Source organism: Sphingobium aquiterrae (assembly GCF_037154135.1).
Taxonomy (GTDB): domain Bacteria; phylum Pseudomonadota; class Alphaproteobacteria; order Sphingomonadales; family Sphingomonadaceae; genus Sphingobium; species Sphingobium aquiterrae.
Genome location: NZ_JBANFL010000026.1, coordinates 1 through 26,317, shown reverse-complemented (window position 1 = coordinate 26,317; position 26,317 = coordinate 1). Strand labels below are relative to the sequence as shown.

The window sequence follows — 26,317 nt, the reverse complement described above, 5'->3', positions numbered from 1 at the left end:
CTCCCGCATGGCCAACGCCATAGGGGTCAATTCTGGATATGTGGTTAAACGATCCCCCGCCGATCCCGGCCATATGCCCCATCGATCACATCCTGTCGGGTGGGGATCGCAGTGCGCCCGCGCTTGATGGACGTTCGGGCGCGATGGATTTTGCCGAGCTGGAAACGGCGCTGGGCCGGCTGGCGGCATGGCTGGCGGGATTCGGCCTTGCGCCCGGCGACCGGGTGGCGAGCTGGGTGGCGAAGGGGCCGGTCGCGGCGCTGATGCCGCTGGCCGCGCCGCGTGCCGGGCTTGTGCATGTGCCGGTCAACCCGCTGCTCAAGCGCGCGCAGGTCGCCCATATCCTGTCCGACAGCGGGGCGCGGTTGCTGATCGGCACGCCCGCGCGGCTCGCGACGCTCGCGCCGGGCGATGTGCCGCCGGGTTGCGATGTTCATGGCGAGGATGATACGGCGAACGCGATGACCGGCGGGCCGGGCCTGCCGCCCTCCGACGCCGATTCGCAGGCGCTGGCCGCCATCCTCTACACCAGCGGATCGACCGGCAAGCCCAAGGGGGTGATGCTGAGCCATGCCAATCTGTGGCTCGGCGCGGTGTCGGTGGCGGATTATCTGGCGCTCGCGCCGTCCGACCGGACGCTGTGCGTGCTGCCCTTCAGCTTCGACTATGGCCAGAACCAGCTGCTGTCGACATGGCTGGCGGGCGGCTGCGTCGTCCCGCTCGATTATCTGACACCGCGCGATGTCATGAAGTCGGTGGAGCGGCGGCGGATCACCACGCTTGCCGGGGTGCCGCCGCTGTGGGTGCAACTGACCGAACTGGAATGGCCCGCCGAGGTCGCCGGATCGCTGCGGCGGCTCACCAACAGCGGCGGCGCGCTCACCCGACCGCTGGTCGCGCGGATGCGGGCGCTGTTTCCCAATGCCGATCTCTACCCGATGTATGGCCTGACCGAGGCTTTCCGCTCCACCTATCTGCCGCCCGCATTGGTGGATACGCACCCGGAAAGCATGGGGCGCGCCATTCCCTTTGCCGAAATCCTGGTCGTGCGCCCCGACGGCAGCCTGACGGCCGATGGCGAGGCGGGCGAACTGGTGCATTGCGGGCCGCTGGTCGCGATGGGCTATTGGCAGGACGCCGCGCGCACGGCAGAGCGTTTCCGTGCCGCGCCGCCGGCCTCGCGCTATGGCGGCACTGCCGTCTGGTCGGGCGATACGGTGCGGCGGGAGGCCGATGGCCTGCTCTATTTCGTGGGACGAGAGGATGCGATGATCAAATCCGCGGGCAACCGCATCAGCCCCACCGAAGTGGAGGAGGCGGCCGTCGCCGTGCCGGGCGTGGCGGAGGCGGTGGCGCTGGGCGTGCCCGATCCCCGCCTTGGCCAGGCGGTGCGCCTGCTGCTGCGCATGGCGGGCGACTACGACGATGTGGAGGCGGAGGTGCGCGCCCATCTGAAGCGCGAACTGCCCAATTTCATGCAGCCGCATGATATCCGCATCCTGCCCGCCTTCCCCCGCAACCCCAATGGCAAGCTGGATCGCGTCGCGCTGGCGCATGTGCATGGCGATGCTATCGCTGCCGCGAGCGAGGCTGCGCGATGAAGCCGATAGGGCCGATCCCGCCATGGTTCGGGGAAGAGGAGGGGATGCTGCTGATCGGCGGCTGCGGCGCCGCCTCGCTGGTGGACGAGGCCGGGGACACGCCGCTGTTCGTCTATGACATGGACATCATAGAAGCGACCGTGCGTCGCCTGCGTGCCGCCATGCCGGCTGCGCTCTCGCTGCATTATGCGATCAAGGCCAATCCCTACGCCCCGCTGCTCGCCCGCATGGCGTCGCTGGTCGACGGGTTCGACATCGCTTCGGGCGGCGAGCTTGTCATGGCGCTGGAGGCCGGCATGGCGCTGGACCACATCAGCTTCGCGGGCCCCGGCAAGCGCGACGACGAACTGGAGGCTGCCATTGCCGCCGGCGTGACGCTCAACCTGGAATCGGAAGGGGAGGCGGGCCGTGCGCTTGCCATTGCGGACCGGCTGGGCCGTGCGCCGCGCCTTGCCGTCCGCGTCAATCCCGATTTCGACCTGCGCGGCTCCGGCATGCGCATGGGCGGCGGGGCCAAGCCCTTCGGCGTGGATGCCGACCGCGCGGCGGCGCTCGCCCGCCATGTCATCGCGGCGGGCGCGGACTGGCGCGGCTGGCATATCTTCGCCGGATCGCAGGCGCTCGATCCCATGGCGCTCATCGAAACCCAGGCGGCGACCATCGCGCTGGCCGCGCGGCTTTCGGACGAGGTCGGCGCCGCGCCGCCGCTGGTCAATCTGGGCGGCGGCTTCGGCGTGCCCTATTTCCCCGGCGACGCGCGGCTGGATATCCGCCCGATCGGCGTCGCGCTGGGCGAGGCGCTGGAGCAACGCCCGGCCATTCTCGCGCAATCGCAATTCGCGCTGGAACTGGGGCGCTGGCTGGTCGCGGAGGCGGGCGTCTATCTGACCCGCATCATCGACATCAAGCAGAGCCATGGCGAAAGTTTCATCGTCGTCGATGGCGGGCTGCACCATCAACTGGCGGCGAGCGGCAATTTCGGCACCGTCGTTCGGCGCAACTATCCCGTTGCCATCGCCAACCGGTTCGGGCAACCGGCGGCGGCGGATGCGGTGACGGTGGTCGGCTGCCTCTGCACCCCGCTGGACCGGCTGGCGGACAAGGTCGCGCTGCCGCAGATGCAGGTGGGCGATCTGGTCGCGATCTTCCTGGCCGGGGCCTATGGTGCGACGGCAAGCCCGGCGGCATTTCTGGGCCACCCGCCTCCGGGGGAAATACTGATCGGTTGAGCGAGCGCCGCCTCATGTCCGTTCGGGCTGCGCGTGTCGAGATGCAGTCGACCGAAGGTCAACTCGTGTACCTTCTTGAGAAAGGGGAAGGACGGTCCTTCGACACGCTCAGGACGAACGGAAGAGGGAAACGGGCATAGAGCAGTAGAACGCCCCTTTCACTTCATCCAATCCCCTCAAACCTAACGCTATCTTTACCCTTTATGGCCATGAAGGGCGCGTGACGTCATGCGCGCCGCCTGTCCGCTTGCCCTCTTTGGCGGACGGCCGGGCATGGCAACAAAGGGGTAGATGACATGGCTTTCGCGCGGATTTCTCGCACTTTTCTGGGGCTCGGGCTGGCGGCGAGCACGCTTGGCGGCTGTGCTTCGGGCGGCGGCGGGGCGCAATTGCCGCCTGCATCCTTCGTGTCCGCGCAGGAAGGACCGGGCGAGGAATATATCATCGGCCCGCTGGATGAGCTGACGATCTTCGTCTGGCGCAACCCGGAACTGGGCGCGAAGGTGCAGGTGCGGCCCGACGGGCGCATCACCACGCCGCTGATCACCGACCTGCCGGCCGTGGGCAAGACGCCCAAGATGCTGTCCGACGACATCAAGGTCGCGCTCTCCAAATATATCGAGGAGCCGCTGGTCTCCGTCATCGTCAACAATTTCTCCGGCACCTTCAGCCAGCAGATCCGCATTGTCGGTGCGACCGAAAAGCCCGCGTCGATCCCCTATCGCGCGAACATGACCCTGCTGGACGCGATGATCGCGGTGGGCGGCCTTTCCGAATATGCGGCCGGCAACAAGGGGCGGCTGGTCCGCTACGACAAGGCGACCGGCAAGCAGAAGGAATATGCCGTGCGTATCAACGACCTGATCAAGCGCGGCGACACCAAGGCCAATGTGCAGCTGGCGCCGGGCGATGTGATCATCATCCCCGAAAGCATGTTCTGAAAAACAACGGGATAACAAAGCGCCATGTCCGGTCTTTTCGATGAACTGCTGATCGCCCTGCATGGGGTGTGGAACCGGCGCTGGCTGGCGCTCGCGGTCGCCTGGGGCATTTGCATGCTCGGCTGGCTGGTCGTCGCGCTGATCCCCAACACCTATGAATCGCGCGCCCGCGTCTATGTGCAGACCCAGTCGATCCTGCCGGGCAAGATCGGCATCACGCCGGTCGAGCAGCAGCAGCAGATGGACCGCGTGCGGCAGACGCTGGCGAGCGTGGACAATCTGGAAAAGGTCGTGCGCGGCACGGACCTCGCCCAGACCGTCGCCAGCGACCGCGACATCGCCGGCCGCGCGGCATCCCTGCGCGAACATATCAAGGTCGTCGCCCAGCAGGACAATCTGTTCGAGATCAGCACGACCTTTTCCGACAGCAGCCTGTCGGAAGGCGCGAATGCGAAGATCGCCAACCAGATCGTCCAGAAGCTGATCGACATCTTCCAGGAAGAGAATATCGCCGGCGACCGCGACGAGACGCGCCAGACGCTGACCTTCCTCGACGCGCAGATCGCCTCGCGCGGCAAGCAGCTTCAGGCGGCGCAGCAGCGGCAGGTGGAATTCCAGCAGAAATATATGGGGCTGCTGCCCGGCACCGGATCGATCAGCGACCGGATGAACGCGGCCCGCACCGAGATCAACGGCATCGATTCCCAGCTCGTCTCCGCCCAGAGCGCGCTTTCGGCGATGAATGGCCAGCTGGCAGGCACACCGTCGAGCATCCCCGGCGTCGCTACGGGTGGCGGCAACAGCGCCCTGTCGTCGGCCCAGGGCGAACTGGCGGCGGCCCGCGCGCGCGGCTGGACGGAAAATCACCCGGACGTCATCGCGCTCCAGCGCCAGATCGGTGCGCTGCGCGCGCAGGGCGGCGGCCGGGCGGCAAGTGGCGGCGGCGGCACGCCCAATCCGGCCTATCTCTCGATCAGGTCCATGCAGGCCGAGCGCGCCGCAACCGTCTCCGCGCTGCAGGCGCGCAAGGGCCAGATCCAGGCGGAGCTGAACGCCATGACGGCAAAGCAGGCCGACGAGCCGGGCGTCGCCGCCGAGCAGGAGCGGCTGGACCGCGACTATGACGTGCTCAAGACCCAATATGACAAGCTGCTGGCCGACCGCGAGGATATCCGCCTGCGCGGCGACGTGCAGAATGAGACGGACTCGGTGAAGTTCCGCGTCATCGATCCGCCCAGCATGCCGTCCGCGCCCGCCGCGCCCAACCGGCCGCTGCTGCTGATCGCGGTGCTGATCGTCGGCATCGGCGGCGGTGTTGGCGCGGCCTTCGCCATGGGGCAGCTGCGCACCACCTATGCCACCGCCGCGCAGCTGGAAAAGGCGACGGGCCTGCCGGTCATCGGATCGATCACCGAGACGGTCAATCTGGCCCAGCGTGCGCTGCGCAAGCAGCAACTGCGCTGGTTCTACGGCGCCAGCGGTGCATTGGGCGGTGTCTGCCTGCTGCTGATCGCGGTCGATTTCGTCCAGCGCAGTCTGGCCTGAGGGGAGATGGAGAGATGACGAAGCACAGCTCCATCAAGGACGGCACGCCGGCAGGATCGCTGCTGGAACGCGCGACCAACATCTATGATTTCGGCGCGGCCCTGCGCGGCAGCGCGGCGCCGAAGATCGACGTGCCCGCCGATATGCCGGTCGTCATGCCGCCGCCGGTTGCGGCACCGCAGGATGGCATGGCGGCGGACGCACCCGAAAGCGTGACGCCCGCGCTCGGCCCCTGGCCCGGCCCGGCCGAAGCCATCGATCGCGGCGCGCTGATCGAAGCGGGGTTCGTGCTGCCCGATGGCCCGGTCTCCGGCATCAGCGAGGAATTCCGCATCCTGAAGCGCGAGCTGCTGGACCAGTTGCGCGGCGGCAAGACGGCGAATGGCGGCCAACTGCTCGTCTGCTCGGCGCATTCGGGGGAGGGCAAGACCTTCTGCGCCGTCAACCTCGCGCTCTCGCTCGCGGCGGAGCAGGATGTCGAGGTGCTGCTGGTCGACGCCGATTTCGCCAATCCCAGCGTGCTTTCCGCGCTCGGCCTGCCCGGCGGCCCCGGCCTGATGGATGTGCTCGCCGATCCGTCGCTGGCGGTCGAGGATTGCGTGATCCGCACCGATATCCCTTCGCTCGCGGTGCTGCCCGCCGGGCGCCAGACGAATAACGACACCGAATATCTCGCCTCGGCCCGCACCCAGCGGCTGCTGGCTTCGTTGACGCAGGGGCGGTCGAACCGCATCGTGATCTTCGATTCCCCGCCGTTGCTCGCCGCTTCGCCGGCCGCCGCGCTTGCGGGGCATGCCGACATGGCGCTGCTCGTCGTCCGCGCCGACCGCACCAGCGAGAATGCGCTGCGCGATGCCGCCAGCCTGCTCAAGGGCTGCGGCAGTGTCCGCCTCATCCTCAACGGCATCACATTCTCCGCCAGCGGCCGCCGCTTCGGCAATTATTATGGCGGTGGCATGTGATGCGGCGGACCATCATCGCATCGGCCATGGCCACGGCCGCGCTGCTGGCCGGCGCGTCGGGGACGGCCTCCGCCCGTGGCCGCACCGAAATCGTGCCTTATCTGGAGGTCGACCAGACCGTCATCGCCAATCTGAAGGGTGGCAGCGACGATGTGCTGACCTACACCAATGTCGCGGCCGGCGTGGACGCCAGCGTCAGCACCAGCCGCGCCGCCGGCCAGGCGAGCATCCGCTACGAACATCAGTTCAGCTGGCAGGGCGACATGCCGGACCAGGACATCGTCAGCGGCCTGGCGCGCGGGCGCATCAACCTTGTCCGCAATGCGCTCAGCCTGGAAGCCGGCGCGATCGCGACCCGCATCCGCACCGATGGCGCCCGCGGCGCGTCGGGCGGCATCGGCAGCGCTATCGACGCGACGACGCAGGTCTATTCCGGCTATGTCGGCCCGACGCTCACCACCCATGTCGGCGCGCTCTCCGTCAACGCCGCCTATCGCCTGGGCTATACCCGCGTGGACGACGACGTGTCGGTGGCCGGCGCGCCGATCCAGCCGCTCGACAGTTTCGATGACAGCCTCAGCCATTATCTGACCGCCTCGGTCGGCATGCAGCCGGGCGCTCTGCCCTTCGGCTGGTCGGTCGGCGCGGGCTGGCAGCGCGAGGATGCGAGCCAGCTCGACCAGCGCTTCGACGATAAATGGGCGCGCGGCGACGTGACCCTGCCGATGACGCCGACGCTCGCCCTCGTCGGCGGCGTGGGTTATGAAAAGATCAGGATCAGCGCCCGCGACGCGGTGCGCGACACCAGCGGCAATCCGGTGATCGGCAGCGACGGCCGTTATGTGACGGACAAGAGCGCGCCGCGCCTGCTGGATTACGATCAGGATGGCATCATCTGGGATGCGGGCGTGCTCTGGCGCCCCAGCCGTCGCACCTCGCTGGAGGCGCGGGTCGGCCGCCGCTACGGCAGCTGGACCTATATCGGCAGCTTCTCCTGGGCGCCCAGTCGCGACAGTTCGCTCAATGTCGGGGTGTTCGACGCGGTCGACAGCTTCGGGCGGATGATGACCGGCGGGCTTGCGAACCTGTCCACCAGCTTCACCGCCGGCCGCAATCCCTTCAGCGGCGACCTCAACGGCTGCGCCTTCTCCACCACCGGCGGCGGCCAGTGTTTCGACGATGCGCTCAGTTCCGTCGGCACCGGCAACTTCCGCCGTCGCGGCATCGGCGCGCAGTTCGCCGTGGCGCGCGGCGCGACCAGCTACGGCATCGGCGTCGGCTATTCCCGCCGGAAATTCGTGGGCCGCGACAATGGTAACGTCGCGATCAGCGGTACGACGGATGAGAATTACTACGTCAATGCCTCGATCAGCCGGCAGTTCGACGATCGTTCGGGCATCGATGCGACCCTTTACGGCAATTATTATGTCGCTGGCCTCGCCGGGCTGGACGATGTGCTGAATGCCGGCGGCTATGTCACCTATCACCGCACCTATGGCCGCAGGCTGACCGCCACCGCGTCCGTCGGCATCGACGCGGTTGATCCCAAAAGTGCGGAAAGCGTTATCGCGGCACTGGCCCAGCTGGGCCTGCGCTACAGTTTCTAATTTCAGGTCGCCGGAACGGAGAGGCAAGCATGTACGATCAGTTCTACGGATTGCAGGGGCGCCCCTTCCAGCTGACGCCCGATCCGCATTTCTATTTCGAGAGTGCGACGCACCGCAAGGCGCTGTCCTATCTCGGCTATGGACTGGCGCAGGGTGAAGGCTTCATCGTCATCACCGGCGATATCGGCGCGGGCAAGACGACGCTGGTCGGCCATCTGATGGAAACCATCGATCCGGCCCGGCTGACGGCGGTGAAGATCGTCTCCACCCAGGTCGGCGGCGATGACATGTTGCGCCTGGCCGCGCAGAATTTCGGCATCCATGCCGATGGCCTGTCGAAAGCGCAGCTGCTGCAGCGGATGGAAGCTTTCCTTCATGCGCAGGCGCGCGCGGGTCGCCGCTCGCTGCTGATCGTGGACGAAGGGCAGAACCTTTCCGTCTCCGCGCTGGAAGAGCTGCGGATGCTGAGCAATTTCCAGCTGGGCGGGCAGGCGCTGTTGCAGATATTCCTGCTCGGCCAGCCCGAATTCCGCGACCTGCTGCGCTCGCCCGAGCTGGAGCAGCTGCGCCAGCGCGTCATCGCCACCCATCATCTGGAACCGATGATGGACAGCGAGATCGAGCCCTATATCGTCCACCGCATGACGCTGGTCGGCTGGCAGGGCAATCCCGCCTTCACCGCGGATGCCTTCGCAGCGATCCATGCGGCGACCGGCGGCGTGCCCCGTCGCGTCAACGCACTGACCAGCCGCGTGCTGCTGCTGGGCGCGATCGACCGACTTGCGACCATCGATGCGTCGGTGGTGGATGCCGTGGTGATGGACATGGACGGGGACGAGGCGGCCGAGACGAAATCGGCGCCCCCCGTCGCCCTCGATGTCGCGCCGGAACTGCCCGAAAGCCCGGTCGGCGCGCCGCTTGCCATCGCGCCCGAACCTGCGTTCACGCCGGAGCCGCAGCCCATTGCCGCCATCGCGCCGGAACCGCCGATGGAAGAGGTTGAGCCGCAAACACAGGCCCAACCCGCCGTCTCCGCCGAGGCCCATGCCGCCTTGCGCGCCGAGATCGCCGAGCTTCGCGCCGTGCTGAACGCCATCGGCAACGCGCCGCCGCCGCTCGATCCGCGCATCGATGAACTGGCAGTGCGCCTCACCGCCATAGAGGCGCGGGCGGATGAGCAGGACGCCGCGCTGCGCCGCGTGCTCGCCCTGCTGATCGACTGGGTCGAGCGCGACGATCAGGAGCGTGCGCCCGGCCATGGTCAGGTCGCCTGATCCGAAGGCCGGGGCGGGGACCGACACAAGATGCGCAACGCCATTTCCGTCGATGTGGAAGACTGGTTCCAGGTCGGCGCCTTTGAGCGCACCATATCCCGCGAAGACTGGGACTGGATGCAATATCGGGTGGAGCATAATACCGACGCGGTGCTGGCCCTGTTCGCCGAGGCCGGCGTGAAGGCGACATTCTTCACTCTTGGCTGGGTGGCGGAGCGCTATCCGGGCCTGATGCGCCGGATCGCGGATTCAGGGCATGAGATCGCCAGCCACGGCTATGATCATCGCCGCGTCTTCACCTTCACGCCAGAGGAATGGCGCGCGGACCTGCGCAAGGCGCGCACCATCATTCAGGATGCCGCCGGCCGCCGGGTGCATGGCTATCGCGCGCCCAGCTTTTCCATCGATGCCCGCACGCCCTGGGCGCACAGCATCCTGGCGGAGGAAGGCTATGCCTATTCCAGCAGCGTCGCGCCGATCCGGCACGACCATTATGGCTGGCCGGACTCGCCCCGCTTCGCCTGGCGCCCGATCGAAGACAGTCCGCTCATCGAACTGCCGGTGACGACCGCGCTGTTTGCCGGGCGCACGCTGGCGGCGGGGGGCGGGGGCTTTTTCCGCCTGCTGCCCTATGCCTTTTCGCGCTGGGCCGTCCGGCAGGTGAACCGCGAGGACCAGCGCCCGGCGATCATCTATTTCCACCCATGGGAGATCGACCCGCGCCAGCCCCGCGTGGCCGGCGCGCCGCTGCGGTCGCGCCTGCGACACTATACCAACCTGTCCGTCATGGCCGCCAAGCTGCGGCGCCTGATCAGGGATTTCGAATGGGGCAGGGTGGATGCCGTTGCCGCGGTCGAGGCGGGGCGGACGTGATGATGATCGGCCCCATCACCAGCCGCATCGCTAGCGACATCACCAGTGACAGGGCGGTGTCGCCGCTCGACCTGCGCGATGCCGCGCAGGTGGCGGAGGCCGATGCCTATGTGCGCGCCCATCCCGCATCCACGCCCTTCCACCGGACAGGCTGGATCGCGGCGGTGGAGCAGGCGACGGGCAATCGCGCACATATGCTGGTCGCGCGCGGTGCCGATGGCCTGATCGCCGGGCTGTTGCCGCTGGTCCATATGCGCAGCCGATTGTTCGGCAACGCGCTGGTTTCGGCCGCCTTCGCCGTCGATGGCGGCATCCTCGCCGATGATGAGGCGGTGGCGGGGATGCTCGCCGGCGCCGCCGAAGCGCTTGCGGCGACATTGGGCGGCCTGCCGATGGAATTGCGCGGCGGCATCGCGCCGGGTGCCGGCTGGCGCATGTCGGAAGGCGCGCATCTCGGCTTTGTCCGCCCGCTCGCGGCGGACGACGAGGCGGAGTTGCTGGCCATCCCCCGCAAGCATCGCGCCGAACTGCGCAAGGCGCTCGCCAACGAGGCGCTGCATTATGAAACCGGCACCAGCGAACGGCTGATCCGCGACCATTATCGCGTCTATGCGCAATCCGTCCGCAACCTCGGCACGCCCGTCTTCCCCCGCGCGCTGTTCCGCCGGATGCTCGCGCAATTCGGGCCGGATGCCGATATATTGGTGATCTATGAGGGCGACCGGCCGGTGTCGGCGGTGCTCAGCTTCTACCATCATGGCGCGGTGATGCCCTATTGGGGCGGGGGCATCGCGGATGCGCGGCGGCTGCGCTCGAACGAACTGCTCTATTTCCGCCTGATGGGCCATGCCCGCGTGCGCGGCTGCACCATTTTCGATTTCGGTCGGTCGAAGGCGAATAGCGGGCAGGCGTCATGGAAGAAGAGTTGGGGGTTCGAGCCGCGCCCGCTCGCCTATCATGTGCGTGAGCATGGCCCGGTGCGGGATATCAACCCCACCAGCGACCGCTATGGCCGGAAGGTGGAACTGTGGAAAAAGCTGCCGCTGCCGGTCGCCAATGCCATCGGCCCGTGGCTGGCGCGGGGGCTGGGATGATGGCCGCGCCCGGTGGGGAGATCCTCTACCTCTGCCACCGCATTCCCTTTCCGCCGGATCGGGGCGACAAGATCCGTTCGCATCATCTGTTGCGCGCGCTGGCGAAGATCGCGCCCGTCCATGTCGGCTGCTTCGCCGATGACGAACGGGATGAGGGGTTCGCGCCGATGCTCGCGCAGGTCGCCGCCAGCCAGGCGGTGACCCGGCGCGACCGCTCGCGCGCGGTGGCGGGGCTGGCCGGCCTTGTCCGCCACCAGTCGCTGCTCGTTGCCCTGTTCGATCATCCCCGCCTGCATCGCTGGGTGCAGGACGTGCTGGCCAGCCGCCCCATCGCGGCGGTCATCTGCTTCTCCGCCCAGATGGCGCATTTCGTGCCGGTGTTGCCCGCCGACATCCGCTTCATGATGGATTTCGTGGACTTCGATTCCGCCAAATATGCCGCCTATGGTGCGGAGCAGGGTGGGCCGATGGGTTGGATCAACCGGCGGGAGGCGCGGCTGCTGTTCGATTTCGAGACGCGTGTCGCGGCGCGCGCCGATGTCTCGACCTTCGTCAGCGAGGCGGAGGCGGCGCTGTTCCGCAGTGCGACCGGGCTAGGCGCCGATGCCGTGCGCGCGCTGGAAAATGGCGTGGCGCTCGATCATTTTGCGCCGGATGCCGATTTCGCGCCGCTCGATCCGGTCGAGCGGGGGCAGGGGCCGTTGATCGTCTTCACCGGCCAGATGGATTATCGCCCGAATATCGAGGCGGTGACGAGCTTCGCGCGCGACAGCATGCCCGCCATCCGCGCCGCGCATCCCGATGCGCGTTTCGCCATTGTCGGGCGCGATCCCGTGACGGCGGTGCAGGCGCTCGCCGCGCAGCCCGGCGTCATCGTCACTGGCGGCGTGCCCGATGTGCGCGGCTGGCTCGCCGCCGCCGATGTGGCCGTCGCGCCGCTGCGGATCGCGCGCGGCATCCAGAACAAGATCCTCGAAGCGATGGCGATGGGCCGCCCGGTCGTCGCCTCCACTCAGGCGGCCGAGGGCATAGACGCGGTGGATGGCGAACATCTGCTGGTTGCGGCCGATCCCGCCGGGGAGGCGCGCATGGTCTGCGCGCTGCTGGACGATCCGGTCCGTGCCCAAAGGCTGGGCGCGGCGGCCCGTGCGCGGGTGGAGGCACGCTATCATTGGGACGCAACGCTCGCGCCCCTCGCGGCGATGCTGGGGGGTGCGAAGGCATCCAGGGCCATGCGCGCCGCATGACCCGGCTCGCGCTCTCCCGAACGCTGCCGCAGGGCATTGCGGGCCTCACCGGCTGGCGCGCGCATCTTGCCGTGCTCGGCGCGCTGTGGGCCCTGATCCTCGCCGTCTTTGCGCGCGACGCCATGGCCATGGTGACGATCTGGTGGACGGCCTCCACCTTCGGCCATTGCCTGTTCATCCCCTTGCTGATCGGCTGGCTGGTGCAACAGCGTTTGCCCGGCCTGCGCCAGCTAACCCCCGCCGCATGGGCGCCGGGGCTGCTCTGGCTGGCGGCGGGCGCTTTCGGCTGGTTGCTGGGCGACGCCGCCGGGGTCGCGCTGTTCCGCCATGCCGGGCTCGTCGTCATGCTGCAGGGCGCCGTCATCGTCACGCTCGGCCCCGCCGTCTCCCGCGCGCTGATGTTCCCGATCTTCTACGCCTTCTTCATGGTCCCCTTCGGCGAGGAGATCGTGCCGCCGCTGCAGTTGCTGACGGCGCGGCTGGCGATGATCTTGCTCGATCTGTTCGCGGTCCCCGCCCATATCGACGGCATCTTCATCACCACGCCGACCGGCTATTTCGAGGTGGCCGAAGCCTGTTCCGGCGCCAAGTTCGTCATCGCCATGACCGCTTATGGCGCGCTCGTCTGCAATGTCTGTTTCCGGTCATGGCCGCGCCGCATCGCCTTCATGGCCTGCGCGCTCAGCCTGTCGGTGCTTGCCAATGGCGTGCGCGCCTTCGCCACCATCTATGTCGCGCATCTGACGTCGGTGGACGCCGCCGTCGGCTTCGACCATGTCGTCTATGGCTGGGTGTTCTTCGCCATCGTGCTGACGATCATCATGGCGGCAGGCTGGCGCTTCTTCGATCGCAGGCCCGGCGATCCCTGGTTCGATCCCGCCCGGCTGCAGGGGCGCGTAAAGGGCAGCGGAACGCTCCGTGTCATCGCGCCCTTCGCCGCGCTGCTGATCATCGCCGCGCCGCTCTGGTCGCTCGCCATGGCCAGCCAGACCGTGGCGCTGCCGCCATCGCCCATGCTGCCCGCTGTGCCGGGCTGGAGCCTCAGCGCCGAACCCATGGCTTATCCCTGGAAGCCGCGTTTCGATGGCGCCGACCATCTGCTCCAGCGCCGCTATGGCAATGCGCGGGGGCAGGTCGTGGACCTCGCCATCGCGCTGTACGACCGGCAGGAGGAAGGCCGCGAACTGGTCGGCTTCGCGCAGGGCGCAGCCGATCCGGACAGCGGCTGGACATGGTCGTCGCCCGCGCCGGCGCCGGCCCATGGCCTGGGCCAACAGATCACCGCGCCCGGCCCGGTCATCCGCCATGTCGTGACCTTCTATGCGCTGGGCGGCACGATCACGGGCAGCGCCGGCACGGTGAAGCTGGAAACCCTCAAGGCCCGGCTGCTCGGCGGCGACCAGCGCGCCGTCGCCATCCTGGTCTCCGCCGAGGAGCGGGAAGGGCGCCCGGCAGACGCCGCCATCGCCGCTTTCCTGCGCGATCTTGGGGATATCAAGGAACTGGCTGACGCAAGCGCCGGCATCCGCTAGAGCCCATTCCATGTGCGGCATTGCAGGCATCTTCCATATCGAGACGGCAAAGCCCGTCGATCCCGCGCGCGTCGCGTTGATGACCGACGCGCTCGTCCATCGCGGGCCGGATGGATCGGGCGTGTGGACCGCGCCCGGCGTCGGCCTTGGCCATCGCCGCCTCTCGATCATCGACCTTGGCGGCGGCGCGCAGCCGATGCTGTCGGCGGACGAAAGCCTGGCCGTCACCTTCAACGGCGAAATCTACAATTTCCTTGAGATTCGCGCTGAGCTGGAAGCCAAGGGCCATCAGTTCCGCACGCATAGCGACACCGAAGTCATCCTGCACGGATACCGCCAATGGGGCGAGGCCTGTGTCGACCGCTTCGTCGGCATGTTTGCCTTCGCCCTGCTGGACCGGCACGCCAATGCCCTGTGGCTGGTGCGCGACCGGCTGGGTGTGAAGCCGCTGCACTATGCCCAGCTTTCCGATGGCAGCATCATCTTCGCCTCTGAACTCAAAGGCTTGCTGGCCCATCCTCTGCTGCGCCGTGAACCCGATCCAACGGCGGTCGAGGATTATATGGCGTTGGGTTACGTCCCCGACGATGCCTGTTTCGTCGCTGGCGTGAAGAAGCTGGGGGCGGGCGAGACGCTGCGCCTCGTGCGTGGCCAGCCGATGCCGCGCCCGACCCGCTATTGGGACATGAGCTTCGCCGACCGCAGCACCGCCCGGCCCGCCGCGCTGGAGGAGGAACTGGTCGCCCTGATGCGGCAGGCGGTGCAATCGCGCATGGTCGCGGACGTGCCGCTGGGTGCCTTCCTCTCCGGCGGGGTCGACAGCAGCAGCGTCGTCGCGCTGATGGCGGAGGCGAGCCGGCAGGCGGTCAAGACCTGCACCATCGGCTTCGACGTCGCGTCGCTGGACGAGACCGCCTATGCCGACCGCATCGCCCGCCGCTTCGCCACCGATCATCGCACCCGCATCGTCTCGCCCGACGATTTCGGCCTGATCGACACGCTTGCCCATCATTTCGACGAGCCTTTCGCCGACGCCTCCGCGCTGCCCACCTACCGGGTGTGCGAACTGGCGCGCGAGGAGGTGACGGTGGCGCTGTCGGGCGACGGCGCGGACGAAGCCTTTGCCGGTTATCGCCGCCACCTCTTCCAGCATCGCGGCGAGCGGTTGCGCTCCCTGTTGCCCGCCGGCCTCCGCGCGCCGCTGTTCGGCACGCTCGGCAAATATTATCCCAAGGCCGACTGGGCGCCGCGCCCGCTGCGCGCGAAGTCCACCTTCCTCGAACTGGCGGGCGATGGCGCGGAAGCCTATGCCGCGTCGGTCGGCGTTACGCCCCATGCGGTGCGTCATCGCCTGTACAGCGCGGATTTCAAGGCGGCCATCGCCGGCCATCGCGGCGAGGATCGCTATATCGCCACGATGCGCAATGCCCCGGCGCGCGATCCGCTGGACCGCGCCCAATATGCCGACATGAAGATCTGGCTGCCCGGCGATATCCTGACCAAGACCGACAGGATGAGCATGGCCGTCGGCCTGGAGGCGCGCGAGCCGCTGCTCGACCATCGCTTGATGGAATTTGCCGGCCGCTTGCCCATCGGCCAGCGCATCCATGGCAATAGCGGCAAATATATCATGAAGAAGGCGATGGAAGCCTATCTGCCGCAGGATATTCTCTACCGCCCGAAAATGGGCTTCGTCACTCCGATCAGCGCTTGGTTCCGCGGACCGCTGGCGGGGGAAGCGAGCGCTGTCGCGGGTGGATCGGCACTGGCCCGCACCGGCTGGTTCGACCTGAAGGCGCTGGCGAAGGTGGCCGCCGATCATAAATCCGGCTTGTCGGACAATGGCCGGCTGCTCTGGCAGCTGCTGATGCTGGATCGCGCTTTGGGCCGGATTTTCGGCCTTGGCTGATGACAACATGGTTACGATTGTGTTTCATGCAATCGTCATAACGCTTTTCGCATTTGCAGCATAAAACCATTTCGGACATAAAGGGCGTGCCTTTCAGGCATCCTCTCCTAAAACTTTCAAAGGCCGGTCCTTCGGGATCGGCCTCTTTTTTATGTTAACGCTCCCGGCGGCGATGCGGATGTTCAATCCTGCGGATAATCGGCGCCCACGAAATACAACCCGTCCGGCGGGGCGTTGAGGCCCAGCGCAGCACGGTTTTTCGCGTCCAGCGCGGCCTTCAAGTCATCGCCCGTCCACTGCCCGGTGCCGACCATGGCCAGGCATCCCACCATCGAGCGCACCTGATGATGCAGGAAGGATCGTGCCTCTGCGTACACCGCAATTCGCTCGCCTTCGCGAATCACGTCCAGCCGGTCCAGCGTCTTGTCCGGGCTCGCGGCCTGGCAATGGACGGAGCGGAAGGTGGTGAAATCATGCCGCCCGACCAGATGCCGGGCCGCCGCGTGCATCGCATCGGCATCCAGTGGCCGGGTCACGCGCCAGGCCAGCCCCCGCTCCGTGGTCAGCGGCGCCCGGCGATTGACGATCCGGTACACATAGCGCCGCCCGACACAGGAAAAGCGCGCATGCCAGTCATCCGGCACGATGGCGCAATCCAGGATCGCGACCGGGGCAGGGCGCAGCAGCGCGTTCATCCCCTCCATCAGGCGAAAGGGGGTGATGTCCCTGGCCACATCGGCATGGGCGCGCATCGCAAGGCCGTGGACGCCCGCGTCGGTGCGCCCGGCGGCATGGAGCACCGCCTGCGCGCCGGTCACGGCCGCAATCGCTTCTTCGATCGCCTGCTGCACGCTCGGCCCATGCGCCTGCCGCTGCCAGCCCATGAAGGGGCGGCCGTCAAACTCCACGGTGAAGGCGTATCGGCTCACAAGGCGCTCACAGCGCGACCATGCTGCCCGCCGGCATGGCAAAGCCGCGCAGCAGTTCGCCCGGGTTCATCGCGCCCTTGCCCGCCCGCTGGATCAGTGTCGGGCGGATGCTGTGCCGGCCGCAGGCGATCAGCAGGCTGTTGTCCAGCAATATGCCCGGCGTGCCGCTCGCCTCCTCGACATGGGCGGCCAGGATGCGGAACCGCTCGCCCGCATAGGTGAAATAAGCCCCCGGCGCCGGATTGAACGCGCGCACCTGCCGCTCGATCGCATGGGCCTCATGGTGCCAGTCGATCCGGCTTTCGGCCTTGTCGATCTTCGCCGCATAGGTGACGCCATCCTCCGGCTGGGGCACCGGCGGGTTCTGTGACAGGTCGTCCAGCACCTCCACCATCAGCGCCGCGCCCGCCGCCGCCAACTCGTCGGTCAGCGCGCCTGCCGTCTTGTCCTCGATCGGGGTCACCGTCTTGGCGCGCATCGGCCCGGTGTCGAGCCCGGCCTCCATGTCCATGATGGTGACGCCGGTCACATTGTCCCCGGCCAGGATCGCGCGCTGGATCGGCGCGGCCCCTCGCCAGCGCGGCAGCAGCGAGGCGTGGATGTTGAGGCAGCCAAGGCGCGGCGCATCCAGCACCGCGCGCGGCAGGATGAGGCCATAGGCGGCCACCACCGCGACATCGGCCTCCAGCGCCGCGAACGCTGCCTGCACTTGTGTCTCCTTCAACGACAGCGGCGTGCGCACCTCTATCCCCATCGCTTCGGCACGGGCGTGGACGGGGGTGGGGCGCAGCGCCTTGCCCCGGCCCGCCGGACGCGGCGGCTGGCTGTAGACGGCGACGATCTCGTGCCCGGCCTGCGACAACGCTTCCAGCGCCGGCATGGCAAAATCGGGCGTGCCCATGTAGATGATACGCATGGCGCCCTCCAAAGCCCCAGACGCGGCGAAGCGCAAGGGCTATTGTGCCTGCGCGGGCCGCCGCCCTATGTGTCTGCCCATGGCATCGCCCGAAATCGACGCGCTCACGCAAGCGCTTTCCCACCTGCCGGGGCTTGGCCCCCGTTCCGCCCGCCGCGCCGTGCTGCATCTGTTGAAGAAGCGGGAGGCGGCGATGGCGCCGCTGCTGCGCGCGCTGGAGGCGGTGAACGAACGGCTGGAAACCTGTGCCATCTGCGGCAATGTCGACACCGTCAATCCCTGCGCCATCTGCACCGATCCGCGCCGCGATGCCCGCGCGCTGTGCGTGGTGGAGGACGTGTCGGATCTGTGGGCGCTGGATAAGTCGCGCCTGTTCCCCGGCCGCTTCCATGTGCTGGGCGGGCGGCTCTCCGCGCTGGACGGCGTGCGGCCCGAAGACCTCTCCATCGATTCGCTCATCGGCCGCGTGGCGGCGGGCGGCATCGACGAAGTCGTGCTAGCCATGAACGCCACGCTGGAGGGGCAGACGACCGCCCATTATATCGCCGAGCGGCTGGAAAGCTTCCCCATCCGCCTGACCCAGCTTGCCCATGGCCTGCCGGTGGGCGGCGAGCTCGACTATCTGGACGAAGGCACGCTGGCGCAGGCGCTCCGCGCGCGGCGGCCGGTGGGGTAGGGGGACGCTATTTCATGCTCGCCCGCAAATCCTCAAGCGGCTTTTGCGAAACCTGGATGGCGCCTCCAAGGGGGCGGTCCACGTCCAGGATCAGCACCATCGCGAGCGAAACGAGGGCAAGCAGCAGGGTGGTCGCCCCGCGATGCGGCTGCGCCCGGTTCGCCATGATATGCCCCAGCATGCCCGAAGAGAGGATGGCGTAGAGCAGCAGCATCGCCAGCACTTCATCGGGGATATGGGCCGATCGCGCGACGCCCCGGGCCGATGCGACATCGAAACTTTCATTCATCGCGACCATCAGGCCGTTTGAAAGCTGGGCCGACGGCTCCGTCCGGATGGCGACACCTGTTTCCGCCCAGAGCTTTTTCTGGATGGCTTCGGTGGCGCCGCTATCGGGAACGGGCGCCGGATCGTGCGACCAGTCTATCCGGGCCTTGGCATAGGCGCGCAGCAGGTTGCTCATGGCCATGCGATTTGGCCCTTCCAGAAGCTGCGCTCTCAGCCATGTCGTGCCGATGGCATTGGCTTCCTGGACGACAAGGTCGCGCCGCGCTTCATAACGGTTCAGCGTCAGCGAAAAGGTGAAGCCCAGCAACAGGGCGAGCAGGCCGAGGACCGCGGACAGCAGATAGTCCGGCGCGGCGGCGGCGGCGGATTTCCCCGGGTGCCGTGCCTTCATGCGCCGCTGGAGCAGGAAACCCGCCTCCATCGCCAGCAGCAGGGCGATGAGGATGCCCAATCCGACCACCGGCAACGGCAGGGTCTGTAACAATATCATTCACGATCCCCGCAAAGCCTGTTCAGCGATCGATGATGATGACAATCCGCACGGCGGGCAAGAACCACCTTTCCGCTCCGCGAACGGATCGCATGCCCCCGCCGGTCCCGCGAGCCCCGCCCGCCCTGCGAACAAAGCACGCCCGTCGTCGCGTGCCCGCTTGATATTCCGCCGCATCCCTCATATTTTATCGTCCATGGCCATCCTACCGATCCTTGAAACGCCGGACCCCCGGCTGCGCACCATCTCGACGCCTGTCGAAGCGATCGACGATGATCTGCAAAAGCTGATCGGTGACATGTTCGACACCATGTATGACGCGCCGGGCATTGGCCTGGCCGCGATCCAGGTGGGCGTGCCCAAGCGGCTGCTGGTCATCGACCTGCAGGAGCCGGAAGAGGAAGACGGCCCGCCGGTGCGCAAGCCGATGGTCTTCATCAACCCGCAGATCCTGGAAGGGTCGCAGGACATGTCGGTCTATAATGAAGGCTGCCTGTCCGTCCCCGAACAATATGCCGAGGTGGAGCGCCATGCGAGCATTCGCGCCAGCTGGATGGACCGTGACGGCCGCATCCGGGAAGAGCGCCTGGAGGGCCTGCTCGCCACCTGCCTCCAGCATGAGATGGACCATCTGGACGGCATCCTCTTCATCGACCATCTCTCGCGCCTGAAGCGGGAAATGCTGATCAAGAAGCTGAACAAGGCGCGCAAGGCCGCCTGACCCCAGGCCTGCGCCGTCCCCTTGCCAGTCGATGGCGGGGTCTGTAGGTTCTCATTTCGTTCCTGTTTTGAGAGCCTGACCCTATGGATGCCGTTGCCCTGATTCTCATCATGTTCGCGCTGATCGCGGGGTTGGTTGCCGGCTGGGTGCTGGGTGGCCGGCCGCTCGCGCCATTGCGCCGCGAGCGTGACGATGTGGCCGCGCGGCTTTCCACCGTGGAGGAACAGCGCAACGCGGCGCTGCGCGATCTGGTGGTCGAGCAGGAGCGGGCGCGGCAGGCGGCGTCGCTCGCGCAGACCTTGCAGACGGTGCAGGCCGAGCGCGAAGCGGCGCTGCGCGATCTTGCCGCGCTCCGTTCCGACCAGCAGGCGCGCGGCGAAGCCTTTGAAGCGCAGGTCCGCACGCTGATGGAGGCGAAGGAACAGCTTTCCGCCCAGTTCGCCGAACTCGCCCAGAAAGTGCTGGCCGAAGCGCAGGGGCAATTCCTCAAGCGTGCCGACGAGCGCTTCCTCCAGGCCAATGAAAAGAGCGAGGCGCAGCTCAAGATCCTGCTCCAGCCGGTCGAAACCACGCTCAAGCGCTATGAGGAAGGGCTCGGCCGGGTCGAGAAGGAGCGGGTGGACAGTTATGCGTCGCTGCGCGAGGCCGTGGAGCAGGTGCGCACTGGCCAGGGCCAGGTGCGCGACGAGACCGCGCGGCTTGTCAATGCCTTGCGCTCCAGTCCCAAGGCGCGCGGGCGCTGGGGCGAACAGTCGCTGCGCAATGTGCTGGAACAGGCCGGGCTCAGCCCCCATGCCGACTTCCGCAGCGAAGTGTCGGTCGATACCGAGGACGGCCGGCTGCGCCCCGACGTGATCGTCAGCCTGCCGGGCGGGCGCGAACTCATCATCGACGCCAAATGCTCGCTGAACGCCTATCTGGACGCGTCGGACGAGGTGGACGAGGCGCTGCGCACCGGCCACCTCAAAAATCACGCCGCCTCCATCCGCCTGCACGCGCAGCAGCTTGGCGCGAAGGATTATTGGGCGCGCTTCGGCAAGGCGGCCGACTATGTCATCATGTATATCCCCGGCGAGCATTTCCTCTCCGCCGCGCTGGAGCAGGACGAGGGGCTGTGGGACTGGGCATTCGAGCGCCGCGTGCTGTTGGCCACCCCCACCAACCTCGTCGCCATCGCCCGCACTGTCGCGGCCGTGTGGCGACAGGAAAAAATGGCCGAGGAAGCCAAGCGCATCGGCCATCTGGGCAAGGAACTGTATGAACGCCTGTCGGTCGCCTCCGGCGCGCTCAAGAAGCTCGGCACGCGCCTGAACGGTGCGGTGGGCGACTATAACGCCTTCACCGCCAGCTTTGAATCGCGCGTGCTGGTGACGGGACGCAAGTTCCGCGACCTGAACATCGAAACCGCGGACCGGGAACTGGAGGAACTGGAACCGATCGAGGCGCTGGCGCGCGAACCGTCCTCACCCGAGGCGCTGCGCGGCGTGGATGAGGCGCGGATGCTGCCGGATGCGGTGGAGTAGATACGATAGAGTTTATGCGGGGCTTTTTGGCATTCACCTGCGTCGAGGCATAGCGGTGCGTTCATCGCCAATCCAACGACCGCTCCAGCGGGGGTTCGTCTCCTTCTTACAAGCTTGACGCTGTGCAGCGCCTCGCGCCCTCGGGTGCGGGGCAGTTGCTGTCAGCGAGCAATTGCTGTCCGTATGACTATTTCGCGCAAAACTTGCTCGCTCTCATCCCAGCTACGTTCGCGCCGTTCACCGTCACGGTGGACCTTGGTGTGACAGGACTTGCACAATGCGATCAGCGCATTTCGATCCTCACCCCGTAGAACCCGAGGTCGATAATCCCGATGGTGGATTGTGTCGGGGCGTTCGCTACACGCCGCGCAACGACCGCCAGCTTTAAGCAATTCCTCCCTCCGAATTGACTTCCAGAGGGCGGAAGCTTGATACGATTTATAGGATAGAAAACCGATCGCCGGGAAGGCATCTTCCGCAAACGGGATCACGAAAGCATCTGGGTTGCGTTCGCGAAAATCGAGCTTCCAATGCATTTCTGCAAGCGCCCGCCATTTATCAGGGCGCACGGTGAATTTGCGCGCCAGGTATGGAGAGAGGTCTTCCTCACTGGGAACGGGATCGGGATCGATAGCGAACAGAGTCATTTTGGGATCATAACAGAGTTGACGGGCGAAGCTCCATAGATTGGATGGGATTCGAACCCGTGGGCGGCTTGCCCTCGCTGGCTTTCAGCGGCGCTGTTACACATGCGTTAGACAGCGGAGCACACACGGAAACGGGCAGCTTTCGCTGCCCGCACAACCCATTGCAAATGCTTGGTATTTTTGGTCGGGACGAGAGGATTCGAACCTCCGACCCCCACACCCCCAGTGTGATGCGCTACCAGGCTGCGCTACGTCCCGACCGGAGCCGCGGCATTTAGGGGCATGTTCCCAAACATGCAAGCCGAACATGATGCCTGCCCGACGCTTTTCTTGGGCGAGCCTTGGAAGGCGTCCATTGCGCTTGCACTTGGCGCCCGTTCCTCGCACATCTTGGCCCATGATCTGTCCGTGCGTCGCCCTGTGAAGCTGCTGTCCATCGCGTCGGAAATCCATCCGCTGGTCAAGACCGGCGGGTTGGCGGACGTTGCCGGGGCGCTGCCGGCCGCGCTTGCGGTGCAGGGGATCGCGGTGCGCACGCTGCTGCCCGGCTATCCGGGGGTGATGGCGGCGATTGCGGCGGGGGGCGGCAAGGGGCGGCGGGTGCATCGCTATGCCGATCTGTTCGGTGCGCCTGCGGTCATCGTCGCGGTGAAGCATGGCGCGCTCGACCTGCTCATCCTCGATTCGCCCGCCTTGTTCGATCGCCCCGGAAGCCCCTATGGCGCGTCGGCAGACCGGGCATGGGACGACAATTGGCGCCGCTTTGCCGCGCTGGCGCGGGCGGGGGCGGATATCGCGGCGGGGGCGCTGCGCGGCTGGCGGCCCGATGTCGTGCATGCGCATGACTGGCAGGCGGCGCTGGCGCTCGCCTATATGCGCTATGGCCCGGCGGCCGCGCCCGATGTGCCCGGCGTCGTCACCATCCATAATCTGGCCTTTCAGGGCGTGTTCGGCCGCGAGGTCTTCGACCGGCTCGGCCTGCCCCCCGAAGCGTGGAGCGTGGACGGCGTCGAATATTATGGCAGTGTCGGCTTCCTGAAGGCTGGCATCAGTTGCGCCCACGCCATCACCACCGTCAGCCCGACATATGCCGAGGAAATCCGCACGCCCGCCCATGGCATGGGGCTGGACGGCCTGCTCGAATCGCGCGCCGACCGGCTGCACGGCATATTGAACGGCATCGACCGGGAGGAATGGAACCCGGCGACCGACCCCGCCATCGCCCGCCCGTTCACCGCCCGCGCCCTGAGCGCGCGGGAAGGCAATCGCCGCCTCCTTGCCGAGCGCTTCGGGCTTGCGCGCGATCATGGCCCGCTGTTCGTCGTCGTCAGCCGGCTGACATGGCAGAAGGGCATGGATCTGCTGGCCGATGCGGTCGATGATCTGGTGGCGATGGGCGGCAGGCTGGCCCTGCTCGGTTCGGGCGACCAGGCGCTGGAGGGCGCTTTCCTAGCCGCCGCTGACCGGCATCGTGGGAGAGCGGGCGGGCGCGTGGGCGTGCGGATCGGCTATGACGAGGCGCTGGCGCATCTGCTACAGGCGGGCGGAGACGCCATCCTCGTCCCCTCGCGCTTCGAGCCTTGCGGCCTCACCCAGCTTTATGCGCTGCGCTATGGCTGCGTGCCGGTGGTCGCGCGTGTCGGCGGGCTGGCCGATACGGTGATCGACGCCAATGAGGCCGCGACGCGCGCCGGTGTCGCCACCGGCATCCAGTTCGCGCCGGGCGATGGCCATGCCCTGCGCCGCGCGATCAAGCGCACTATCGCGCTCTATCATGACCGGCCGCAATGGAGCGCCATGCAGCGGGCCGGAATGCGCGCCGATTTCGGCTGGGAGGCGAGCGCCGCGCGTTATGCCGACCTCTTCCGGTCGCTGCTGGCATGAACCCAGACGACCTGCCGCAGATGGGCGCGCAGGTCGGGCGCGACGGGACAGGCTTCACCATATGGTCGACGGCGCAGACGCTGACCCTCTGCCTGTTCGAGGGCGAGCGCGAAATCGAGCGGTTGGCGATGGCGCCGGACGGGCAGGGGCTGTTCAGCCTGTTCGTGCCCGGCCTTGGCCCCGGCGCGCATTATGGCCTGCGCGCCGATGGCCCCTATGATCCCGCCGCGGCCTTGTGGTTCGATCCCGACAAGCTGCTGCTCGATCCCTATGCGACGGCCATCGACCGGCCCTTCGCTTATGACCCGGCACTGGCTGCGCGCCGGGGGGAGGGGGGCGATACCGCCCCGTTGATGCCGCGCGCGGTGGTGGAAGCGTCATCGCCGCCGCTCACGCCCCCGCCGCCGGCCTTCGCGCCGGGCGAACTGATCTACGAACTCTCCGTCCGCGCCTTCACCATGCGCCATCCCGATGTGCCGGCGCATCAGCGTGGCACCATCGCGGCGCTCGCCCATCCGGCGGTGATCGATCATCTGCGCGCGCTGCATGTCTCTGCCGTCGAGTTGATGCCCATCAACGCCTGGATCGACGAGCGCCATCTGCCGCCGCTCGGCCTGCGCAATGGCTGGGGCTATAATCCGGTCGGCTATTTCGCGCTCGATCCGCGCCTTGCCCCCGGCGGTATGGCCGAATTGCGCCGTACGGTGGCGGCGCTGCACGATGCCGGCATCGCGGTGCTGCTGGACATGGTCTATAATCATGATGGCGAAAGCGACGTGCTGGGGCCGACGCTGTCGCTGCGCGGGCTCGATGCGCGGGGCTATTTCCGCCATGACGATCAGTGGCGCCTCATCAACGATGCCGGGACGGGCAACTGCATCGATTGCAACGCCCCGGTCGCGCGCTGCCTGATCCTCGATTCGCTGCGCCATTTCGCGGGCTGCGGCATCGACGGTTTCCGCTTCGATCTCGCCCCCGCGCTGGGGCGGCTGCGCGATGGCTTCGACCCGCAAGCGCCACTGTTGCGCGAGATGTTGGCCGACCCGCTGCTCGCCGACCGCATCCTGATCGCCGAGCCATGGGATATCGGCCCGGGCGGCTATCAGCTTGGCCGCTTCGATCCGCGCTTCCTGGAATGGAACGACCGTTATCGCGACGATATGCGGCGCTTCTGGCGCGGCGATCCGCATATGCTGGGCGCCTTTGCCACGCGGCTTGCTGGATCGTCCGACATCTTCGCCCATCATGGCGCCACGGCCACCCGCAGCGTCAATTTCCTCGCCGCGCATGACGGTTTCACGCTTGCGGACATGACTGCGTATGCGCAGCGCCACAACCATGCCAATGGCGAGGATAATCGCGATGGCCATGGCGAGAATTTCAGTTGGAACAACGGTGTCGAAGGCGCGAGCGTCGATCCGGCGATCGTCGCCGCGCGCCGGCGCGATGTGAAGGCGCTGCTCTCCACCCTGTTCCTTTCGCGCGGCACGATCATGCTGACCGCCGGCGACGAATTCGGCCGCAGTCAGCAAGGCAATAACAATGCTTATGCGCAGGACAATGAAATGACCTGGCTGGACTGGGAAGGCCGCGACCGGGAGATCGAGGCGCATGCCATGGCACTGGCCACCCTGCGCGCGGACATCCCGGCGCTGCATGGGACAGGCTGGCTCGCCGGGGAGGATGTCGCCTGGCTGCGCCCGGATGGTGCGATGATGGCTCCGGTGGACTGGGAAATGGCCGAGGGGTCCGTGCTGACGCTTTATCACCGAGAGGAGGGGGTGGCGCTCTGCTTCAATCGCGGCGTGAACGATGTCACCTGCGAAACACCCATCGGCCCGGTGGTCGTGGCCGCCCGCAGCGTCGCCATCCGGCGAAAATCATAGTGCTGACAATGCTTGCTGCGCGCGCCAAATCAGGCGCAAAAATAAATGATTGGGGGTAGAGGATTCGAACCTGGAATAATTCTCCATCAAACACACGGAAATCCCCGGTTCTTGCAGGGTTGCAACGCCTATGTGCATGGCCTGTGTGTCAGTGTCCGGTGCCTTTGCGTGCAGGCGGTGGACAGCGTATCGGTCAGCGTCTGCCGCGCCTTCCAGACCTCCGCAGCCTTCTGCTGATGCGCTCGTGGCATGGGCGCCGACACCCCTGCTGGGATTTCTCATCTGGGTCTGCTGGGACTGCCCGGCGGTTCGTGTGTCACTGAATAGCACGCGCCTTTCGAAGTCGGTGAACTTCGTTTCGACGTCGTCGCTGATCGAGGACAGCAGCGATACCAGGACCTCCGCGATCATCGCGTGCGGGCTGGCGGCATTCCTAGGGGCGATCAAGGAGGGTTGAATTTCCGACGGCCATTGACGTGCTCCCCATTTCTCCTCCGGTCATAACTGGAGTCCGGGGTTATCATCGTGCCCTTGCGGGCGGGG

The 26,317-nt window shown here is 67.0% G+C and carries 22 protein-coding genes and 1 tRNA gene; 17 read left to right on the top strand and 6 right to left on the bottom strand.

What is annotated here, in order from left to right; genetic code table 11:
* The first annotated feature begins 38 nt into the window (after positions 1-38).
* From WFP78_RS20730 to WFP78_RS20675, 12 genes are all read left to right on the top strand, one after another.
* Positions 39-1,601, top strand: coding sequence for an acyl-CoA ligase (AMP-forming), exosortase A system-associated (locus WFP78_RS20730; RefSeq protein ID WP_336966349.1), 1,563 nt, complete (start codon positions 39-41; stop codon positions 1,599-1,601).
* Positions 1,598-2,830, top strand: coding sequence for a pyridoxal-dependent decarboxylase, exosortase A system-associated (locus WFP78_RS20725; protein ID WP_336966348.1), 1,233 nt, complete (start codon positions 1,598-1,600; stop codon positions 2,828-2,830). The genes WFP78_RS20730 and WFP78_RS20725 overlap by 4 nt, the downstream gene beginning before the upstream one ends.
* Before the next feature lie 296 nt (positions 2,831-3,126).
* Entirely contained in the window at positions 3,127-3,771 is a 645-nt protein-coding gene (locus WFP78_RS20720; RefSeq protein ID WP_336966347.1) for an XrtA/PEP-CTERM system exopolysaccharide export protein, read from the top strand.
* 24 nt (positions 3,772-3,795) lie between these two features.
* Positions 3,796-5,316, top strand: a complete 1,521-nt coding sequence (locus WFP78_RS20715; RefSeq protein ID WP_336966345.1) for an XrtA system polysaccharide chain length determinant — start codon at positions 3,796-3,798, stop codon at positions 5,314-5,316.
* A gap of 14 nt (positions 5,317-5,330) precedes the next feature.
* Complete coding sequence (locus tag WFP78_RS20710) at positions 5,331-6,278, top strand: AAA family ATPase (RefSeq protein WP_336966343.1); 948 nt, start codon at positions 5,331-5,333, stop codon at positions 6,276-6,278.
* Complete coding sequence (locus WFP78_RS20705; RefSeq protein WP_336966341.1) at positions 6,278-7,885, top strand: hypothetical protein; 1,608 nt, start codon at positions 6,278-6,280, stop codon at positions 7,883-7,885. The genes WFP78_RS20710 and WFP78_RS20705 overlap by 1 nt, the downstream gene beginning before the upstream one ends.
* A 29-nt stretch (positions 7,886-7,914) precedes the next feature.
* Positions 7,915-9,159, top strand: coding sequence for an XrtA/PEP-CTERM system-associated ATPase (locus WFP78_RS20700; protein ID WP_336966339.1), 1,245 nt, complete (start codon positions 7,915-7,917; stop codon positions 9,157-9,159).
* A 30-nt stretch (positions 9,160-9,189) separates the two neighbouring features.
* A complete protein-coding gene (locus WFP78_RS20695; protein ID WP_336966336.1) occupies positions 9,190-10,032 on the top strand; it encodes an XrtA system polysaccharide deacetylase in 843 nt (280 codons plus the stop codon).
* Positions 10,032-11,126, top strand: coding sequence for a FemAB family XrtA/PEP-CTERM system-associated protein (locus WFP78_RS20690; protein ID WP_336966334.1), 1,095 nt, complete (start codon positions 10,032-10,034; stop codon positions 11,124-11,126). Before WFP78_RS20695 ends, WFP78_RS20690 begins: the two co-directional genes overlap by 1 nt.
* Positions 11,123-12,373 (top strand): TIGR03087 family PEP-CTERM/XrtA system glycosyltransferase, encoded by a 1,251-nt coding sequence (locus tag WFP78_RS20685; protein ID WP_336966332.1) that lies wholly within the window; start codon positions 11,123-11,125, stop codon positions 12,371-12,373. Before WFP78_RS20690 ends, WFP78_RS20685 begins: the two co-directional genes overlap by 4 nt.
* A complete protein-coding gene (gene xrtA / locus WFP78_RS20680; RefSeq protein WP_336966330.1) occupies positions 12,370-13,905 on the top strand; it encodes an exosortase A in 1,536 nt (511 codons plus the stop codon). Before WFP78_RS20685 ends, xrtA begins: the two co-directional genes overlap by 4 nt.
* Before the next feature lie 10 nt (positions 13,906-13,915).
* On the top strand, positions 13,916-15,814 hold the full coding sequence (locus WFP78_RS20675) for an XrtA/PEP-CTERM system amidotransferase (protein WP_336966328.1): 1,899 nt from the start codon (positions 13,916-13,918) through the stop codon (positions 15,812-15,814).
* 182 nt (positions 15,815-15,996) lie between these two features.
* Here WFP78_RS20675 and truA read toward each other — a convergent pair whose 3' ends face one another.
* Both truA and fmt read right to left on the bottom strand, forming a co-directional pair.
* Positions 15,997-16,743, bottom strand: a complete 747-nt coding sequence (gene truA, locus WFP78_RS20670; protein ID WP_336966326.1) for a tRNA pseudouridine(38-40) synthase TruA — start codon at positions 16,741-16,743, stop codon at positions 15,997-15,999.
* Positions 16,744-16,750: 7 nt separating this feature from the next.
* Positions 16,751-17,659, bottom strand: coding sequence for a methionyl-tRNA formyltransferase (fmt, locus tag WFP78_RS20665; protein WP_336966324.1), 909 nt, complete (start codon positions 17,657-17,659; stop codon positions 16,751-16,753).
* Between the two features lie 79 nt (positions 17,660-17,738).
* On the opposite strand from fmt, the gene recR reads away from it, so the two are divergent.
* Positions 17,739-18,335 carry a recombination mediator RecR gene (recR, locus tag WFP78_RS20660; RefSeq protein WP_336966322.1) on the top strand — a complete coding sequence of 199 codons (597 nt, stop codon included), beginning with the start codon at positions 17,739-17,741 and terminating at the stop codon, positions 18,333-18,335.
* A gap of 7 nt (positions 18,336-18,342) precedes the next feature.
* Here recR and WFP78_RS20655 read toward each other — a convergent pair whose 3' ends face one another.
* Positions 18,343-19,113 (bottom strand): bestrophin-like domain, encoded by a 771-nt coding sequence (locus WFP78_RS20655; RefSeq protein WP_336966320.1) that lies wholly within the window; start codon positions 19,111-19,113, stop codon positions 18,343-18,345.
* A gap of 196 nt (positions 19,114-19,309) precedes the next feature.
* On the opposite strand from WFP78_RS20655, the gene def reads away from it, so the two are divergent.
* The gene (gene def / locus WFP78_RS20650; protein ID WP_336966318.1) at positions 19,310-19,834 is read left to right on the top strand and encodes a peptide deformylase; all 525 of its coding nucleotides are present in this window, start codon (positions 19,310-19,312) and stop codon (positions 19,832-19,834) included.
* Positions 19,835-19,917: 83 nt separating this feature from the next.
* Positions 19,918-21,357 (top strand): DNA recombination protein RmuC, encoded by a 1,440-nt coding sequence (locus WFP78_RS20645; protein ID WP_336966316.1) that lies wholly within the window; start codon positions 19,918-19,920, stop codon positions 21,355-21,357.
* Between the two features lie 161 nt (positions 21,358-21,518).
* Here WFP78_RS20645 and WFP78_RS20640 read toward each other — a convergent pair whose 3' ends face one another.
* Both WFP78_RS20640 and WFP78_RS20635 read right to left on the bottom strand, forming a co-directional pair.
* A complete protein-coding gene (locus tag WFP78_RS20640) occupies positions 21,519-22,004 on the bottom strand; it encodes an HNH endonuclease (protein ID WP_336966314.1) in 486 nt (161 codons plus the stop codon).
* A gap of 181 nt (positions 22,005-22,185) precedes the next feature.
* Positions 22,186-22,262, bottom strand: a tRNA-Pro gene (locus WFP78_RS20635).
* A gap of 150 nt (positions 22,263-22,412) precedes the next feature.
* Between WFP78_RS20635 and glgA the strand changes: the two genes are divergently transcribed.
* Positions 22,413-23,888, top strand: coding sequence for a glycogen synthase GlgA (glgA, locus tag WFP78_RS20630; protein ID WP_336966312.1), 1,476 nt, complete (start codon positions 22,413-22,415; stop codon positions 23,886-23,888).
* Positions 23,889-23,908: 20 nt separating this feature from the next.
* A complete protein-coding gene (gene glgX, locus WFP78_RS20625; protein WP_419723012.1) occupies positions 23,909-25,774 on the top strand; it encodes a glycogen debranching protein GlgX in 1,866 nt (621 codons plus the stop codon).
* On the opposite strand, the gene WFP78_RS20620 is transcribed toward glgX, so the two are convergent.
* Positions 25,769-26,185, bottom strand: coding sequence for a hypothetical protein (locus tag WFP78_RS20620; protein ID WP_336966307.1), 417 nt, complete (start codon positions 26,183-26,185; stop codon positions 25,769-25,771). The genes glgX and WFP78_RS20620 overlap by 6 nt on opposite strands.
* Positions 26,186-26,317: the final 132 nt, after the last annotated feature.

Excerpts from the sequence above, each read along its gene's own strand:
- WFP78_RS20715 (WP_336966345.1), top strand. The coding sequence starts at position 3,796 with ATGTCCGGTCTTTTCGATGAACTGCTGATCGCCCTGCATGGGGTGTGG.
- WFP78_RS20730 (WP_336966349.1), top strand. The coding sequence starts at position 39 with ATGTGGTTAAACGATCCCCCGCCGATCCCGGCCATATGCCCCATCGAT.
- glgX (WP_419723012.1), top strand. The coding sequence starts at position 23,909 with ATGGGCGCGCAGGTCGGGCGCGACGGGACAGGCTTCACCATATGGTCG.
- WFP78_RS20645 (WP_336966316.1), top strand. The coding sequence starts at position 19,918 with ATGGATGCCGTTGCCCTGATTCTCATCATGTTCGCGCTGATCGCGGGG.
- WFP78_RS20685 (WP_336966332.1), top strand. The coding sequence starts at position 11,123 with ATGATGGCCGCGCCCGGTGGGGAGATCCTCTACCTCTGCCACCGCATT.
- xrtA (WP_336966330.1), top strand. The coding sequence starts at position 12,370 with ATGACCCGGCTCGCGCTCTCCCGAACGCTGCCGCAGGGCATTGCGGGC.
- WFP78_RS20675 (WP_336966328.1), top strand. The coding sequence starts at position 13,916 with ATGTGCGGCATTGCAGGCATCTTCCATATCGAGACGGCAAAGCCCGTC.
- fmt (WP_336966324.1), bottom strand. The coding sequence starts at position 17,659 with ATGCGTATCATCTACATGGGCACGCCCGATTTTGCCATGCCGGCGCTG.
- WFP78_RS20720 (WP_336966347.1), top strand. The coding sequence starts at position 3,127 with ATGGCTTTCGCGCGGATTTCTCGCACTTTTCTGGGGCTCGGGCTGGCG.
- WFP78_RS20620 (WP_336966307.1), bottom strand. The coding sequence starts at position 26,185 with ATGATCGCGGAGGTCCTGGTATCGCTGCTGTCCTCGATCAGCGACGAC.
- WFP78_RS20725 (WP_336966348.1), top strand. The coding sequence starts at position 1,598 with ATGAAGCCGATAGGGCCGATCCCGCCATGGTTCGGGGAAGAGGAGGGG.
- WFP78_RS20655 (WP_336966320.1), bottom strand. The coding sequence starts at position 19,113 with ATGATATTGTTACAGACCCTGCCGTTGCCGGTGGTCGGATTGGGCATC.
- def (WP_336966318.1), top strand. The coding sequence starts at position 19,310 with ATGGCCATCCTACCGATCCTTGAAACGCCGGACCCCCGGCTGCGCACC.
- recR (WP_336966322.1), top strand. The coding sequence starts at position 17,739 with ATGGCATCGCCCGAAATCGACGCGCTCACGCAAGCGCTTTCCCACCTG.
- WFP78_RS20695 (WP_336966336.1), top strand. The coding sequence starts at position 9,190 with ATGCGCAACGCCATTTCCGTCGATGTGGAAGACTGGTTCCAGGTCGGC.
- WFP78_RS20710 (WP_336966343.1), top strand. The coding sequence starts at position 5,331 with ATGACGAAGCACAGCTCCATCAAGGACGGCACGCCGGCAGGATCGCTG.
- WFP78_RS20690 (WP_336966334.1), top strand. The coding sequence starts at position 10,032 with ATGATGATCGGCCCCATCACCAGCCGCATCGCTAGCGACATCACCAGT.
- WFP78_RS20705 (WP_336966341.1), top strand. The coding sequence starts at position 6,278 with ATGCGGCGGACCATCATCGCATCGGCCATGGCCACGGCCGCGCTGCTG.
- WFP78_RS20640 (WP_336966314.1), bottom strand. The coding sequence starts at position 22,004 with ATGACTCTGTTCGCTATCGATCCCGATCCCGTTCCCAGTGAGGAAGAC.
- WFP78_RS20700 (WP_336966339.1), top strand. The coding sequence starts at position 7,915 with ATGTACGATCAGTTCTACGGATTGCAGGGGCGCCCCTTCCAGCTGACG.